The 15,460-nt window shown below is 69.5% G+C and carries 11 protein-coding genes and 2 pseudogenes; 11 read left to right on the top strand and 2 right to left on the bottom strand.

All coding sequences use genetic code 11. The annotated features are described in order from the left end of the window. The 5 genes and pseudogenes from HCC78_RS15290 to HCC78_RS15270 all read left to right on the top strand — a co-directional run. Nucleotides 1-174, top strand: a pseudogene (locus HCC78_RS15290) (IS5/IS1182 family transposase); the annotation flags it as partial. A 106-nt stretch (nt 175-280) separates the two neighbouring features. Beyond that, nucleotides 281-490: pseudogene (locus tag HCC78_RS15285) on the top strand (hypothetical protein); the annotation flags it as partial. 1,589 nt (nt 491-2,079) lie between these two features. Continuing rightward, on the top strand, nt 2,080-2,310 hold the full coding sequence (locus tag HCC78_RS15280; RefSeq protein WP_172329654.1) for a hypothetical protein: 231 nt from the start codon (nt 2,080-2,082) through the stop codon (nt 2,308-2,310). A 1,451-nt stretch (nt 2,311-3,761) separates the two neighbouring features. Next, a complete protein-coding gene (locus tag HCC78_RS15275; RefSeq protein ID WP_172329653.1) occupies nt 3,762-3,926 on the top strand; it encodes a hypothetical protein in 165 nt (54 codons plus the stop codon). A 516-nt stretch (nt 3,927-4,442) separates the two neighbouring features. After that, nucleotides 4,443-6,161 carry an ABC transporter ATP-binding protein gene (locus HCC78_RS15270; protein WP_172329652.1) on the top strand — a complete coding sequence of 573 codons (1,719 nt, stop codon included), beginning with the start codon at nt 4,443-4,445 and terminating at the stop codon, nt 6,159-6,161. Between the two features lie 90 nt (nt 6,162-6,251). Here HCC78_RS15270 and HCC78_RS15265 read toward each other — a convergent pair whose 3' ends face one another. Beyond that, nucleotides 6,252-6,836, bottom strand: coding sequence for a hypothetical protein (locus HCC78_RS15265; RefSeq protein WP_172329651.1), 585 nt, complete (start codon nt 6,834-6,836; stop codon nt 6,252-6,254). Nucleotides 6,837-6,922: 86 nt separating this feature from the next. Then, nucleotides 6,923-7,240, bottom strand: a complete 318-nt coding sequence (locus HCC78_RS15260; protein ID WP_172329650.1) for a hypothetical protein — start codon at nt 7,238-7,240, stop codon at nt 6,923-6,925. Between the two features lie 362 nt (nt 7,241-7,602). Between HCC78_RS15260 and HCC78_RS15255 the strand changes: the two genes are divergently transcribed. From HCC78_RS15255 to HCC78_RS15230, 6 genes are all read left to right on the top strand, one after another. Then, nucleotides 7,603-8,661, top strand: a complete 1,059-nt coding sequence (locus HCC78_RS15255; RefSeq protein ID WP_172329649.1) for a methionine ABC transporter ATP-binding protein — start codon at nt 7,603-7,605, stop codon at nt 8,659-8,661. Beyond that, nucleotides 8,651-9,325: a methionine ABC transporter permease gene (locus tag HCC78_RS15250; protein WP_172329648.1), complete on the top strand. Its 675-nt coding sequence runs from the start codon at nt 8,651-8,653 to the stop codon at nt 9,323-9,325. Before HCC78_RS15255 ends, HCC78_RS15250 begins: the two co-directional genes overlap by 11 nt. 43 nt (nt 9,326-9,368) lie before the next feature. Beyond that, entirely contained in the window at nt 9,369-10,145 is a 777-nt protein-coding gene (locus HCC78_RS15245) for a MetQ/NlpA family ABC transporter substrate-binding protein (protein WP_172329647.1), read from the top strand. Nucleotides 10,146-11,246: 1,101 nt separating this feature from the next. Further along, nucleotides 11,247-12,302 (top strand): leishmanolysin-related zinc metalloendopeptidase, encoded by a 1,056-nt coding sequence (locus HCC78_RS15240; protein WP_172329646.1) that lies wholly within the window; start codon nt 11,247-11,249, stop codon nt 12,300-12,302. A gap of 1,263 nt (nt 12,303-13,565) precedes the next feature. After that, nucleotides 13,566-14,141 (top strand): DUF3611 family protein, encoded by a 576-nt coding sequence (locus HCC78_RS15235; protein ID WP_172329645.1) that lies wholly within the window; start codon nt 13,566-13,568, stop codon nt 14,139-14,141. A gap of 23 nt (nt 14,142-14,164) precedes the next feature. Continuing rightward, the gene (locus HCC78_RS15230; RefSeq protein ID WP_172329644.1) at nt 14,165-15,256 is read left to right on the top strand and encodes an AI-2E family transporter; all 1,092 of its coding nucleotides are present in this window, start codon (nt 14,165-14,167) and stop codon (nt 15,254-15,256) included. Nucleotides 15,257-15,460: the final 204 nt, after the last annotated feature.

Below are 15,460 nucleotides of genomic sequence, written 5' to 3'. Positions count from 1 at the left end.
TGGCGCGCCGTCGACCGCGACTTCTACCGCTGGCGCAACCTGGCCGAACGCTGCTTCTCCAAGCTCAAGCGGTGCCGTCGGGTGGCAACGCGCCATGACAAGACCGCCCTGAGTTTCCTCGGGTTCATCGGCATCGCGTCCGTCCGCATCTGGCTCCGCGTTTTGTCAACATGACCTAGAAAGGTGTTCGATTTTCAGGGACCACCTCAGTCCGTTCGGGCGATGTGCCGTTGTCTGCGCATCCAGCCGGCGGCCCCGCCGGACGATCTGTAAGTGGTAGTCCGGCTGCCACGTCCGGAGCAGGATCGAGGCCAGGATGGGGAACCCCAAATCCTCCGGAGAACGGATCGTCTCGAGGGACCCCGGCCGACGGGCCGCCGAGATCCACATCCGCGTCATTCGCGGCTGCGCTCGGACCGATGGCGCTTGCCGCTCATTCATGAACCGCTTCAACGCCCTCGGCACCGCCGAGATCGAACGATTGGCCTGACCTCCGCCGGGGTAGGGGCATCACGCCCCGGCGCTGACTTATGCAACAATGCCGGTGGAAGGGCAGCCCCCGGCTGCTTCCAGAGGATTTCCTTCACTCGTAGCACGGACGACCCGCTGGCGCAGCAGGTTCCTGCGGCGACCGAAATCGTTCTCGGCCGGTCGTGCCCGGTTCCGAGGCCGATGGTCTCTGCCGCCGGAGCCGGACCGGGATCTGCAGCGGCCGCATAAAGACTGGTCCGCGCGCGCACCTGCCTCCTTGCCGCAGTCTCCAGGCCATGCTGGCTGACTTCAGCGCAGGCAGCTGCCGCGTAGTGCCGCCCTCATGACCTCCAGCAAACGGCCGCCGTTGCTTCTCCCGCAAGACCGCAAGACCGCAGGGCCGGTCCCGCCCGCTTGCGCTTTTCTGGGTGGCGTCAGCCGCATGCTGCAAGGGCTCCTGCGTCGATATCCGGCAACGACATGCCCAGTCCCGAGTGGAACGGCGATTCCTCCGGAATCCGGTCCTTGCCCGCCGGAGTTGTCAGCCGTTCCTGCCAAGGGCAAGCTGCCGAGAAGCGCGTTGCCGATGCCCGCCGTCCTGCCGTGTCGGGCCTCGGACAGCCGTCCCGTCCCGGCGGTCAACATGGACTGCACGAAGCATGGCCCTCTCCGAAGGGGGACTTCGAGCCAGAGGGAGGATGGGACAATGGGTCAGATCGGGGCCGGTTCAGAGATTGATCGGGGCGGATTCCCCTCGAAAGGCACAAGGCCGCCGAAGCCGTTGCCAAGCCCCCGCAGGTGGACGGGCCGACGTTGCAGGTCCGGTCGGCCGCCGCGGCGTTGCAGTGCATCTGAGTCACGAAGGTTGCGCATTGCCGATGGCGCAAGGCGTGTGCCATGTCCGCCATCGGTCCGGGCACGATGGCGGGGGAACTGCTGCGGAAGGCTGTCTCCGGCCTGCCGCCGGAGAGACCGATCCTGAAGGAGCCAAGGTAGACTCGCCAATGGACCGAGCGCCTGCACGAACGTGCCGGGGACGAAAGGCGGACGGAGCGGTTCCGTACAGGTGGTGCGCCCGTGCCCAGCCCGCCGCCGAGCTGGTCCCGATCACGGCTGGCAGAAATTCCGGGGCGAGGCAAGGAAGAGCCAATGGCGCAGGTGCAATCGTAGGGGTGTGCCAAGCCCGCAGCGTCCTTGGTGAGTACAGCTCAGCTCACCGCTGGGTGCCGGAAAGGCGACCCGACGAAGACGCGGCGGCCCGTCGGCACGGGTGCTGCGGCCGCCGCCGCCCCGCGGTTCTGCTCCGCGAGGCCTGGTGTGGGGCGGATCCGAAGCGCATGGGACGGATCTGGCGGCGGGACTGGGCGGACCCAGAAAGGCGTGACTGGACGTATCCCCCGCCGACGCGCAAGGATCCGCAGACGCAGACGCAGACGCAGACGCAGACGCAGCCGGAGTCGGGGCAGAGTTTCAAGTCTCCGTGGAACCGGGGGCCGCGAAAGCCCGCGGTACGGGCCGTGCATTCCTCCCTGCTGCCGGAACGGCCGAACTTTGTCCGATCCTGCGGCTTCGCCGTGCGCTTGCGCCCATTGCTGGAGAAAAGTCCGGATGCTCGGCCGGATCGGCGCATTCCGCTGGGCCCGGCTGGCGATCTTCTTCGTCCGCAGGTTCAGTTCCGCCGGTGCCGTCGGCCTGCCGGGCGACGTGTCCATGCCGCCCGCCGCATACGCCGCCACATCCGGAGTTGCCGGTTGCGGCGTCCTCGCCGATGGCACTCGGATCCGCGGCGGTTCCGGCGGCAATCCCGTACCCGACGGCCGAATGGCCGCAATTTGTTGACGGGGAGGTGCGGGCGTGGATTGCGGCCGTTGGCGCACAGACCGTCTTTCTCAGGTCGCGATGCCTATGGAAAAGCGGTTGTTGCGAGAGCATCGACGCGGGGCTCCCCGACGAACTGCCGGACGGCGCGATAGTCTGCAGCCTTGCGGGGGCCCGGGCGGCAACCGAAAGCTAGCGTCCTCACGGCAACGCGAAGCGCCCGCATTCCGCGCCCGGACAGTGGTGCAGGAGGCCGCGCATTCGCCGCCTTTGCCATCCAACTCGTCTCCACCGGGCATCCAAGCCGCAGCGCCAAGGCCCGGCATGAGCCAAGATCGGACCAGTACGACCCGATTGGTGCAGGCCGGACTTGGTCTCGCAAGCGGGCTGGTCCGCGCCTCGCTGGTGCGGACTGGCTGGAGTCTTGCTGCCCCTATGGCCACGGTGCGTGCCGTCGGCGGACTCGGTGCCGCGTTGCCGCCGCCGTCGCCGCTGCGCGTCCCTGGCACACCGGCTCGCTGCCGCGGGCCGCCGCCCGCTTTGTCGTGGCCATGGCCGCCGCGGTTTCGGTTCCGCTCGGGCTGGTCGCCCCCGTCGGCTTCGTAGCGCCTTTGGCCGGAACGCTGATCCTGTCGCGCTGCGATGGCCTCGTGCTGTCGCTCGCCGGGGGCGCCATCGCTTGCGGGGCGTGGCTCCGGCGGCTTGATGCTGCCCAAAGCGCAGAAGGCCGCCGCCTTCCTGCCGGACCGGCCGCCGCGGTCGGCAAGCGCTGCGGCCCCGGGCGGCTTGCTGGCGATGGCCGGTGAGGTGCAGCCGCGGCTGACCGGCAATCCGGTGGCCTCGCCAGAAGTGCCGGGCGTCTCCGGCGGCGCGTGGTCGGCCGCCCCTCTGCGGGCGGCGCGCCACCGTGCGGCACGCTGGACCTTGCGCTGCTCGCTGCCGCCGGGTTCGATCGGTGCCGGCGTTGCCAACGGGCCTCATTGTCCCGGCCCTGACCATGGCGAGGCTGTCGCCCCTGGATGGCGAACGGCAGGCCGCAAGCATTTGCGGTGCTTGCTTGGATGTCGGGAAAAACCGCCGTGCGGGCGCCGAGGAGGGGCGCTGAGCCGACCGGGCTGCTTGGCCTGCTCCCGCCGCGGCGTCCGCCATGGCGCCGCTCTGGAGTGCGGGCTTCGCCGGAGGGCTGGACCTGCCGCGCGGTGCCACTTGGAGCGTTGGCTTCGCATTTGCCGGGGCAGGCGGACGCGGCGGCAGTGCTGGCCGGGCCCGTCCGCGCTGGCGCGTTGCCGGCGCCGCATCGTGCGCGGCTCTTCACGGTGCAAGCGCATCCTGCCTGCATCGGCAAGTCACCGCTTTCAGCGAGCAGGGGTGAGCTTTGCCATGGCCTGCCGCTGGCTCTTCGCGTTCCTCTTGGGCGCGCCCGTGCTCCTGCGGCTGGTGCCGCGGGGACCGGCATGAGGATGCTTTCCAAGATGTCCGGCCTGACTGCCGACGTCCCCGGCCGCGGTCTGCTGCGGTGGCTGGACCTGCGGCCCTCCGGGGGCAAGGTGACGTCGGGGTTCGGCCTTGACGGCTTGGGCAAGCCGACCCTGATGGACAGCCTTGCCCGGCGGGCGGCCTCCGGCGGCATGCCGTGATTCCGCGGCCGGGACCTTGGCCGCTGGTCCACCCGTGGCCTTGCCCGCTCGGTAAGGGCGGCCGCAGCACCTGCCCGTCAGCGAGGGCATGCTGCCGCGCGAGCTTGTCGCGCTCGGTGGCGCGATCGACCTCTTCGGTCTCGGCGCGCAGATTGGACGGCGATCGACGCACTGTCCGGCGGCCGGGGCGCAAAGCACTTGGATCGCCATGCTGGCCGGGCGCGAGGCCTGCTGCGCGGCGGAACGGTCTCGCCGCTCGGTCGCGTCGGCCGGGTCGGAGCCCCGTCGCTGAACTGCCGGATGGAGCCGTCCGGCCGCCGCCATGCTGCACGCCCCGGCATGGCGGCGCGCTTCGCCGACCATGTTGTCGCGGCGGAGGCCGGGCGGCTTGCCTTCGAGGACGGGGTCGCCGAGATGATGGCCCGGAGGCGCTGCGCCATGTGTGCAGGGCCGGGATGGAGTTCCTGTCCCGCCCCCGGGGCGCCCCTGTTGCAATTCCCGAGTAGAGGACCCGCCATGCTGCGCCAGTTCCTGTCCTATTACCGTCCGCATATGGGCCTGTTCTGGCTCGATTTCGGCTGCGCCATCGCCTCCGGCCTGCTGGAGCTTGCCTTCCCGCTGGCGATCACGGGCTTCATCGACCGCCTGCTGCCGCTGGGCGACTGGGGGCTGACCGTGCTGGCCGCGGCGGGGCTGATCGCGGTCTATGCGGTCAATACCGGGCTGATGGCGGTGGTGATCTACTGGGGCCACAAGCTGGGCATCAACATCGAGACCGAGATGCGGGCCCGCGCCTTTTCCCATCTCACCCGGCTGAGCTGGCGCTGGTTCGACCGCGCCAAGACCGGCAAGCTGGTGGCGCGCGTCACCCGCGACCTGGAGGAGATCGGCGAGGTCGCCCATCACGGCCCCGAGGACCTGGTGGTCGCGGTGATGACCTTTGCCGGGGCGTTCGCGCTGATGATGGGGCTGCATGTCGAGCTGGCGCTGATCACCGCGGTGATCGTGCCGCTGATGGTCTGGCTGGTCACCGTCTATGGCGGGCGGATGACCCGCGCCTGGCGCGAGATCTACGGCCGCGTCGGCAATTTCAACGTCCGGCTCGAAGAGGCGCTGGGGGGCATCCGCGTGGTTCAGGCCTTCGCCAACGAGCGGCACGAGGAACGGCTGTTTGCCGCCGACAATGACGGCTACCGCAGCACCAAGCTGGAGGCCTACCGGATCATGGCCACCTCCTCGGCGATCCACTACATGGGGCTGCGGCTGGTGCAGGTCGTGGTGATGGTGGCGGGGGCGGGCTACGTCCTGCAGGGCTCGCTGAGCACCGGCGCCTTCGTCGGCTTCCTGCTGCTGGTCAACGTGTTCTTCCGTCCGCTGGAGAAGATCGCCGCGGTGGTGGAGACCTATCCCAAGGGCATTGCCGGGTTCCGCCGCTACCAGGAGCTGCTGTCGGTCGAGCCCGACATCGCCGATGCGCCCGGCGCCGCGGAGGCGCCCGCGCTGAAGGGCAGGATCGAGTTCGACCATGTCGGTTTCGCCTACGAGGGCGACATGCCGGTGCTGCACGACATCTCGCTCGCGGTGGAGCCGGGCCAGACCGTGGCGCTGGTCGGGCCCTCGGGGGCGGGCAAGTCGAGCCTGATGGCGCTGGTGCCGCGCTTCTACGAGCCGACCTCCGGCGAAATCCGCATCGACGGCGCCCCGCTGGCGGGCATGACGCTGGAAAGCCTGCGCCGTCAGATCGGGCTGGTGTCGCAGGAGGTGTTCCTGTTCGGCGGCACCTTGCGCGAGAACATCGCCTATGGCCGGCTCGGCGCCAGCGAGGCGGAGATCGTGCAGGCGGTGGAGCTGGCGCGGCTGGGCGAGCTGGTGGCCGGGCTGCCGGAGGGGCTCGACACGGTGGTGGGCGAACGCGGCGTGCGGCTGTCTGGCGGGCAGCGCCAGCGGGTGGCGATCGCGCGGGTCTTCCTGAAGGATCCGCCGGTGCTGCTGCTGGACGAGGCGACCTCGGCGCTCGATACCGAGACCGAGCGCGAGATCCAGGCGGCGCTGGCGCGGCTGTCGCAGGGGCGCACGGTGCTGGTGGTCGCGCACCGGCTGAGCACTATCGCCCATGCCGACGCGATCGCGGTGATGCAGGCCGGGCGGATCGTGGAAACCGGCAGCCATGCGGCGCTTCTGGCGCGAGGCGGCGCCTATGCCCGGCTGGCGGGCGAGGGGCTGCCGGCAGCCTGACCACGGCATCCGGGGCCGGTGCGCCTTGCCCGGCTCCGGCGGGTGCCGAGGGTCCCCGTCCGCTTCGGGAGGCTTGCAGCCGGGACCGGCTCAGCGGATGTGCCGTCCCTGGCCCGACAGGCGCACCCAGCGGAAGATCATCATCAGGACCAGCGTGGTCGCGACGAGCCCGGCAAGGTCGCCGATGGCATAGATTGCCGCAACGTTGGCCGCATTCTCGGGCAGGATCATCCCGGAGAACACCGTCGCCTGGCCGAAGGAATTCAGGACCGAGGCCACCGCCCCGGCCAGGAGCAGGCAGGTCCAGTGGATGCGCAGGCCCCGGCCCGCATAGAAGTTCCGGCCGACGAGCTTGAACGCCTCGAAGGCCAGCAGCGGCGATGCGGCGCCCATGGCGATTGAGGCCAGTATGACCGGATTGACCGGGTCGGATGCACCGAAGGGCTTGAACAGCACCTCCGACAGGAAGGCGCCGGCGCAGAGCGGCAGGAAGGCGCGCCAGCCCAGCAGCCAGGCCGACAGCACGCGCACGCCGTGCGGCAGGTACAGCAGGCTGGCGAAATAGGTGACGTCGGGCAGGAACCGCGATTGCAGCGGCGTGACAAGCATCGCGGTGAGCCCGTGGCACAGGATGTAGGCCAGGATGACGACCGCTTCGGTCTGGAGATGCTTCACGTTACACTCGTTGGGACTTCGGAAAATGCATGGGCTCCGGCATGGGCGTGGACGGACCGGGCAGCGGCTTGCGTGCGCCGGGGCCGCTACCGCGTCATGAGGTCCTCGCCGATCAGGTCGCCGCGGACCGAATAGCTCTTGGCCCTGGAGCCTTCGGCGCGCTCGAGGAACCCGGTGCCGAGAAGGTTTCGCACCGCCCGGTAGAAGGTGGCCTGGGCGACGCTGGCAACCAGCGGATGCGCCCGCATCTGCTCGGAGCTCACCACCGCGCCGGGACCGGCGCTTAGGCTGTGGGCGGCAAGCAGGACATCCCGCTCGACCGGGCCCAAAGTGTCGAGGCCGGCATCCCGCTCCAGCTGGCCGAGCATTTCCCGCAATTCGAATATAGATGACAGTCTGTCCATGCCGCATAATCTCCCAGCCGGGGAGAAGCGTCAACTCGCCGGAAGCACCGAATAAGATTATCAAAATGATAATCTTCTGGCGTCTGGTGGAGTGCCATGCTACCATATTGCAGCGGCGGTTTCCCAAATGACTGCCGCGCCTCATTTCGAGCATGCATGCCCCGGCGGCTTCGGCAGCCGGGGCCATTGCCGCCGAAGTGCCCGCAGGGGCCGGGCAGCGCGGCCGGCCGCACCTTCATTCCCCGATCCAGCGCGTGCCGGCGAGGCGCTTTTTCGCATTGACGGGCCGCACGGTCTTGCCTCTGCCGCCCGCTTCCGGTCTATCGGCGGCCAACGCGAAACCACGGAATCCGGGACACCCCATGCAACGCGACACCATGGCCGGTGCGGCCATCACATTCGACGCGGTCGGCAAGAGCTTCGACGCCGACGGCCGCCGGGTCGTGGCGCTGGACGGGGTCGACCTCGAGGTGCCCGCCGGGGCGATCACCGGAATCATCGGCCGGTCGGGCGCGGGGAAATCGACGCTGCTGCGGATGGTCAACGGGCTGGAGCGGCCGACCTCGGGCAGGGTCATGGTCGGCGGCCGCGATGTCGGCACCGCCCGCGGCAGCGCCCTGCGCGAGATCCGGCGCGAAGTCGGGATGATCTTCCAACATTTCAACCTGCTCTCCTCGCGCACTGTGCTCGGGAATGTCGCCCTGCCGATGGAGATCGCCGGCGTGCCCGCGGGCGAGATCCGGCGCCGGGCCGCCGACCTGGTCGCGCGGGTCGGGCTGGAGGCGCTGAGCGGCCGCTATCCGGCGGAGCTCTCGGGCGGGCAGAAGCAGCGCGTCGGCATCGCCCGGGCGCTGGCCACCGGCCCGAAGGTGCTGCTGTCAGACGAGGCCACCTCGGCGCTCGACCCAGAGACCACCCAGACCGTTCTGAGGCTGCTGGCGGACATCAACCGCGATCTCGGGCTGACGATCCTGCTGATCACCCATGAAATGGCGGTGGTGCGCGACATCGCAAGCCATGTGGCGGTGATCGACGGCGGCCGGATCGTCGAACAGGGCGAGACCTACGACATCTTCACCACGCCCGCCCATGCCACGACGCGGTCCTTCCTGGCCGGGGTGACCGGCGTGACCCTGCCGCGCTTCATCGCCGAGCGGATGAGTTCCGAGCCCCCGGCCGGCCCGTCGCGCGAGGTCATCCGCATCACCTTCCTCGGCGAGCGGGCGACCGATCCGCTGCTGGCGCAGATGAGCGGCGCGCTGGGGCTGGAGGTCAACATCCTCGCGGGCGCGATCGAGGAGATCGGCGCGCGCCCCTTCGGCAACCTGCTGATCTCGGTGCCTGCCGATCGCGGCGCCGAGGCGCGGGCCTACCTGGAATCCAACCAGCAGCGGACGGAGGTCCTGGGCTATGTCGGCTAACCTGATCAACATGCTGATGGAGGCGACCTGGCAGACCATCTACATGGTCGCGGTCTCGGCGCTGATCGGCGCGGTCTGCGGCCTGCCGATCGGCACTTTCCTGGCCTGCTCGCAGAAAGGCGAGCTGCTTTCCGCCCCGGCGGTGAACAAGGTGCTGGGCACCGTGGTCAACGCGACGCGCTCGGTGCCGTTCATCATCCTCGTGGTCGCCATCATTCCCTTCACGCGGATGATCGCGGGCACCTCGATCGGCACCACCGCCGCGATCGTGCCGCTGACCATCGCGGCCATCCCCTTCATCGCGCGGCTGATCGAGAACGCGATCCGCGAGGTCGACAGCGGCCTGATCGAAGCCGCGCGCGCCATGGGCGCGACGCCGCTGCAGATCATCCGCAAGGTGCTGATCCCCGAGGCGCTGCCCGGGATCACGCTGGGCCTGACCCTCGCCGTGGTCAGCCTGATCGGCTATTCTGCCATGGTCGGCGCGGTCGGCGGCGAGGGCCTGGGCGATCTCGGCATCCGCTACGGCTACCAGCGCTTCATGCCGGACGTGATGGCCATGGTGGTGGTGATCCTGATCGTCCTCGTGCAGCTGGTGCAGAGCGCCGGCGAATGGATCGCCCGCCGCGTGGACAAGCGGGCCCCGCGCAACCGCGGCGCCTGATGCCGGAAACGGCGACCGAAGAACAACAAGAAGGAGTTTCGCAATGAAATCGCTGATCACCCTCGTCTCCGCTCTCGCCCTGTCGGCCGGGATGGCTGCCGCCGAGGACATCCGCGTGGGCGTGTCCCCGGGCGAGCATGCCGAGATCATGGAAGAGGTGGCCAAGGTCGCCGCGCCCATGGGCCTGAACATCGACGTGATCGAGTTCTCGGACTACGTGGTGCCGAACCAGGCGCTGGCCGATGGCGACATCGAGGCCAACTCGTTCCAGCACGAGCCCTATCTCGACAACCAGATGAAGGATCGCGGCTTCGCGCTGGTGCCGGTGGCGACGACGATCACCACGCCGATGGGGCTCTATTCCGGCAAGATCGCTTCGCCGGACGAGCTTGAGGAAAAGGACACGGTCGGCATCCCGAACGATCCGACCAATGGCGGCCGCGCGCTGCTGGTGCTGCAGGATCTGGGGCTGATCAAGCTGGCCGAGGGCACCGGGCTGGTGCCGACCGTGCTCGACATCACCGAGAACCCGAAGAAGCTGCGCTTCCAGGAGCTCGACGCCGCGCAGCTGCCGCGCTCGCTGGCCGATCTGGACGCCGCGATGATCAACACCAACTACGCGATCGCCGCAGGGCTGAACCCGAAGACCGACTCTATCGCCATGGAGAAGGCGGACAACCCCTACGTCAACATCATCGTGGTGCGCCAGGGCGACGAGAACGCCGCCTGGGTCAAGCCCCTGGTGGAAGCCTACCACTCCGACGCGGTGAAGGCGTTCATCGAGGAAAAATACCAGGGCACGGTTCTGACCTCCTGGTAAGACACCCCGGCGGAGAGCGGCATCGCCCGCTCTCCCCCTGCGGAGCCATGCCGGGACGCGCCGGCCGGCTGGTTCTCCGGGCTCCGGCCCTTCCCGCCGCATGTTGCCGTCCGCATGGCCCGCGCTCCGGGCCGGGGCGGCTCACTGACCGCTACGGCTTCCCTGACCCCGCTTCGTTCCGCGCCCGACTTGACGGGGCCGTCCGCGCGTTGCGGTGCCTCCGCGAGGCAGGCGTTCCCGGTGAAGGGCCCCGGCGCGGGCGGCTCCGCTGCCTCAACGTCCGTGCATGAAACTTCCGGCGCCTCCGGATCGCAGGCCGGCACGGTCATGCCGGTCCGATCATCCCGCCGCAGTCCAACGAACCGGCGGTCGGCCGCCGTCCGGTGCCGTGACCGTCCGGCATCCCGGGGGAGACCGGCCGCCGATGGCGCGCAGGCCGGGACGGCCAATGCCGCTGCTCCGGGCCGCGCCGCAATCCGGCGAGACGCGCAGGCCGCCGGACACCGGCGCAACGGCTGCCCGCGCGGCGGCTGGGCCTAGCCGGGCACGGCTACGTCCTTTCCGGAAAGCAGGGACAGAAGCTCCTTCCCTTGCCGATACGGAATGGGCTGCGCCGCAACCGCTTCGGAAGGGAACGCAGCAGCACCGGGCATGGACTTTCCGGCGGCCCAGGTGCAGGCGCGGGGTCGCCGTGGAGGCCTGGTCCGGCCCGTTCCGGGCGGCCAGGGCGGAGAATCGTCCCGTTCCGGCAGGCGCTTCCGGCCGTCCGGATTCGATTGCGGCGGCAGCCCGGGGAAACCCGCCGGATTCCCGCCCGGAATATTGCTTAACACATTCCGGTTTTCTCAAGGAATCAAGTTGAAGTTGCAAAATGCATCCCGGTTTGCGCCGCAGAGATGCGCGGATTGATGCCGGCTTCGCCGCAATACTGCCAAAATTTGGCCAAATTCGCATCTCTACGTGGCGCTCGCGCCACAGGTGTTCCGATTCCGGCCGCAACCCTTGGAGTTGTGGGCTATCCGCCCATTAGGAAACCATTCACGGGAGCGAACTAGCAAGCGCTTCCAGACGACAACCCATCAACCAGCACGGGACCACGCAATGAAGGCTTTTGACCAGTACCAGGACGCGTTCGAGTTCAACCTCTCCATCGAAACCGGGATCGGCGGTCTGCCCTCCGGGGCCGAGGCACCGGAAGCGGCTGCAGCGGCCCCGGTCCGCGCGGCCTTCGGCCTGGCCCACGCTTTCGGGCAGGATTTCGGCGGCGACTGGACTGACGTCGCTCCGGTCCGCGGCCACGGGCATTTCTCCGACGCCGGCACCGGCGACACCATCGACGGCACCCTCGCCTATGCCAAGCCGACCTCGACCGGCGGCGGCGGCTCGAAGGGCGGCGGCCGCAACAAGACCACGACCACCGACACGACCACGGATACCGGCACCACCGACACCGGCACCTCCACCGATACTGGCACCGGCTCCACCACCACCACGACGGACACCGCGACCGACGGCTACGATATCGATGTCGTCTTCTCGGGCACCGGCTGGACCGACAGCCTGAAGGCCGCCTTCACTGCCGCCGAGACCTTCCTCGAGTCGATCATCACCAGCGACCTTCCGGATTTCCTCGGCATCGACGACCTGCGCATCACCGCGTCGCTGGCCGACCTTCCGAGCGGCATCCTCGGCCAGGCCGGCCCGACGACCCTGCGCTGGGGCAGCTACCTGCCGGCCGAAGGCTCGATGACCTTCGACATCGACGCCGCGGCCGCCTATGACGCCAAGGGCCAGTTCGACGACATCGTGCTTCACGAGATGATGCACTGCGTCGGATTCGGCTCGCTGTGGAGCATGCTGGGCCTCGTATCCGGGCCGACCGACGACCTGCGCTTCACCGGCGCGAAGGCGATCGAGGTCTACAACAGCGGGCAGTTCGCCGATATCGCGGCCAACGATCCGCTCAGCGCCTACGGCGTTCCGGTCGAGAGCACCGGCGGGTCGGGCACGGCGGGCAGCCACTGGGACGAGGCCACCTTCGGCGCCGAGGAGATGACCGGCTATCTCAACGGCACGCCCTATGTCTCCGATCTGACGCTCGCCTCGCTGGAGGACATGGGCTACCAGGTCAACTACGATGCGCTGCTGGTCGCCTGATCCGCAGCCGCGCCGCGGCGGGAATGCCGGCCGCGGCCGCCACGCATGGTTCGGAGCGCCCCCTCGGGGGCGCTTTGTTTTTCGGGGGACCGGAGGGGAGGCCGCACTTGGCCGGTCAGGCGGAGACGGCTTCGGCCCGGCGGTCGGCTGCGATCCCCCGGTTTCCGCTTCGCCCTTGCGGCCAGCCTCCGGCGGGAGGCGATCGGCAACGGCCCCGAACGCGGCTGCTGACGCGGGGCACCGAGGGATTCCGGCGGAACGATCCGCTCCCTCCGTCCGACCCATGGCAACCTTGCCTGCCCGGCCATCGCAGCATGCCGGCTTGAGGCAGGTCGATGCCGTGTCACTTGGCGCAGCGTCGGCCAAAGGGAGACCGGGCAAGGACAGCAGCGGCCGGCACCAGGCTTGAGCGGCAGGGAGGCAGCGGCTGTTCAGCCACTCCCCGGATCGCGAGCGCGATCGTGCCGTGCCCGTTTCCGCGGTCGACCGGTTCCCAAGGCCGCCCGCAACCACTGGCCATCCGGCATCTATCGTGAGGCGGACGGTGCAGCCGGCGGGCTGCCGTTTCCGTGCTTGCGTCGGCGTGCGGGAGCAGATCTGCGGCAACGGCGCGCTGGCGCTTCCGCAACGGCGCGGCTGCGGCGAAGGTCACGGGCTTTCCGCCTGGCCGGATGGTGTGCGGCAGCTGCGGCCGGGGGCGCTTGCTCGGACGCCTTAAGAGCGGTGGCGGTTCGCGCAAAGGCCGGAAGCGTCGCAACCGGAGGGTAGCGGGGCCGACATGGGCTGATAGCGCGTCGCGCGTGACGCATCGGCCAGCTCTCCAGCCGGACGGGATGCGGCGCGGACAGGAAACGGGCCCGGCGAAGGAGGTGGACACGCGGCCGGGCCCTGCGGCCACGGACATTGTCCGCCTGTCCGCCGAGGTGGCCGCGTACCCCAGATCCGCGGCCACCTCCGCTGCGCCGCCCCCGCCATTCGCCGCTTGGACAGCACGTCCGCGGAACCCCGGCCAACGCTGCGCAGCGCGTTCCGGCGGCGTCCGGTCCGGTGCGGGCAGCGCTGCCCGAGGCAGGGGTGCCCGGCCGCAGGGCAGGCCGTTCCCGGCACGGCGGGCTGCAGCCCCCTGCCGACACGCAGCGCGGGAACCAGGCAGGGTGCGCGGATTGGAGCAGTCGCCGCGAAGGCCGTTCGGTGGTAGCGAGCGGGCAGGGCCGCGGCATAATCCGCGGCGGATGGCAGGAACTGTCGACGGAACCCAATTTCATGACCAAGACCATTGCCGCCTGGAATGACGCCCGCACCAAAGGCCTGGCCGCCGCGCTGATGCGCTTCGGCAAGATCGGCTTCTGGATCCAGCTCGTGCTGCTGATCGCCATCGCGCTGCTCGGCGGCTACGTGCTGAAGGTCGCCGGCGGGCGCGCCGCGCTCGGCAACATCCTCTCCTTCCTGGGCCTCGTCCTGCCGCTCTTCACCACGCTCTGGTGCCGCCGCTATGCCGCGCTCGGCAAGGCGCTGTCCGGGGGCGCGGACACGCCCTCGCCGGCCATGGTGGGGCGCAGCCTCTGGGTCGGGGTCTGGGCGGGCGCGGCCGGGGTGGTGGTGACGCTGATCTCGCTGCTCGGCGCGGCCTCCGGGCTGATGGTGACGCTGCTGGCCAATCCGCAGGTCGGCGTCGCTGTGGCGACGATCTCGCCCGGCGGGGCCGACTACCAGATTTCGGCGGTGGATGCGCTGAGCCTGATGTCGCTGCTGCTGACCCAGACCGCCGAGCTGATGGTGGTGGCGATGTCGCTGCGGCTGGTGTTCCTCTTCGCGCGCAGCATCCGGACCGGCGGCTGAGCATGGCCGCGCCGGAACGCCCAGTGCCCGCCGCGCTGCCGGAAGGCACGCGGCGGCTGGTGGCGGTGGCCGCCTCGATGGTGATTGCCGCCTGCGTGCTCTATGCGCTGGCCAAGGGCGCGCCGATCTTCGTGCCGCTGGCCGAGGCGCTGATCGTGTGGTTCGTGCTCAACCACTTTGCCCGGACGCTGCGGCGCCTGCCGGGGCTGGGCCCGAAAATGGGGCAGGGGGCGGCGGTCGCGCTGGCCGCCGGGCTGATCGCCCTGGCAGGGATGGCGGCGGTCTACAGCGGGGTGCGCAGCCTTTTGGCCAGCGGACCGCAGAGCCTGAGCCTGCAGGCCAGCCTCGACCCGGTGATCGCGCGCGCCAGCGCGGTGCTCGGCGCGGACTCTGCCAAGGTGCTGGACGGGATGCTCGACGCGGTCGGGCTGGAGCAGCTGATGCACCAGGTGGTGATGGGCGTGTTCGGGCTGGTCAACCAGTTCGGCGTGGTCGCCATCTACGTCGCCTTCCTTCTGGCCGACCAGGCGCTGTTCCGTGCCAAGATCGCGGCGCTCTTCCCCGATCCGGCGAAGCGGGCGGAGGCGGAGCGGCTTCTGGCGGAGCTGGGCGGGCGGATCTCGTCCTACCTGTGGATCATGACCCGGCTCAGCGCGCTGACCGCGGCGGCCAGCTGGGCGGCGATGGCCGCCTTCGGCCTGCCCAACGCGATGTTCTGGGCGATCCTGATCTTCGTGCTGAACTTCATCCCCACCATCGGCTCGATCCTCGGCGTGCTGCTGCCCACCGCCTTCGCGATCCTGCAATTCCCCGAACTGCTGCCGGTCGCGCTGCTGGCCTCGATCCTCGGGCTGGTGCAATTCACCGTCGGCAACGTGATCTTCCCGCGCATGGCGGGCCAGTCGCTGAACATGAGCCTCGTCGTCACCATCTTCGCGCTGTTCCTGTGGGGCACGCTCTGGGGGGTGACGGGGCTGTTCCTGGCGGTACCGGTCACGGCGATGATCATCATTGTTTCCGCGCGGTTCGAAGCCAGCCGCCCGCTCGCGGTCCTGCTGTCGCGCACGGGCAGTTTCGAGGCGCCGCCGGTGCCTGCGGCGGGGTCCGCAACCTGAGGAAGACTCCGCTCCGGGCAGCTATACCTGAGTCTCAAATATTTGGTTTTCAATGGAAAACAAGGCTTCCGCCGAGGCAATCCGCCACGCCTCCGGGCGACGATGCGGCGCTCACATTCGGGTTTCACATATTGCAGTGCAGCGATGGCATGGTTTACCGTCCCTGCATAATGCGGCGTCAACAGCGCTGCATTTCCACGGGTC

Source organism: Mangrovicoccus sp. HB161399 (assembly GCF_013184745.1).
Classification (GTDB): Bacteria; Pseudomonadota; Alphaproteobacteria; order Rhodobacterales; family Rhodobacteraceae; genus Mangrovicoccus.
Note: the sequence above shows the minus strand (reverse complement) of the source record. Positions and strands in the feature narration are given on the sequence as shown.

Excerpts from the sequence above, each read along its gene's own strand:
- HCC78_RS15280 (WP_172329654.1), top strand. The coding sequence starts at position 2,080 with ATGCTCGGCCGGATCGGCGCATTCCGCTGGGCCCGGCTGGCGATCTTC.
- HCC78_RS15275 (WP_172329653.1), top strand. The coding sequence starts at position 3,762 with ATGTCCGGCCTGACTGCCGACGTCCCCGGCCGCGGTCTGCTGCGGTGG.
- HCC78_RS15270 (WP_172329652.1), top strand. The coding sequence starts at position 4,443 with ATGCTGCGCCAGTTCCTGTCCTATTACCGTCCGCATATGGGCCTGTTC.
- HCC78_RS15260 (WP_172329650.1), bottom strand. The coding sequence starts at position 7,240 with ATGGACAGACTGTCATCTATATTCGAATTGCGGGAAATGCTCGGCCAG.
- HCC78_RS15255 (WP_172329649.1), top strand. The coding sequence starts at position 7,603 with ATGCAACGCGACACCATGGCCGGTGCGGCCATCACATTCGACGCGGTC.
- HCC78_RS15250 (WP_172329648.1), top strand. The coding sequence starts at position 8,651 with ATGTCGGCTAACCTGATCAACATGCTGATGGAGGCGACCTGGCAGACC.
- HCC78_RS15245 (WP_172329647.1), top strand. The coding sequence starts at position 9,369 with ATGAAATCGCTGATCACCCTCGTCTCCGCTCTCGCCCTGTCGGCCGGG.
- HCC78_RS15240 (WP_172329646.1), top strand. The coding sequence starts at position 11,247 with ATGAAGGCTTTTGACCAGTACCAGGACGCGTTCGAGTTCAACCTCTCC.
- HCC78_RS15235 (WP_172329645.1), top strand. The coding sequence starts at position 13,566 with ATGACCAAGACCATTGCCGCCTGGAATGACGCCCGCACCAAAGGCCTG.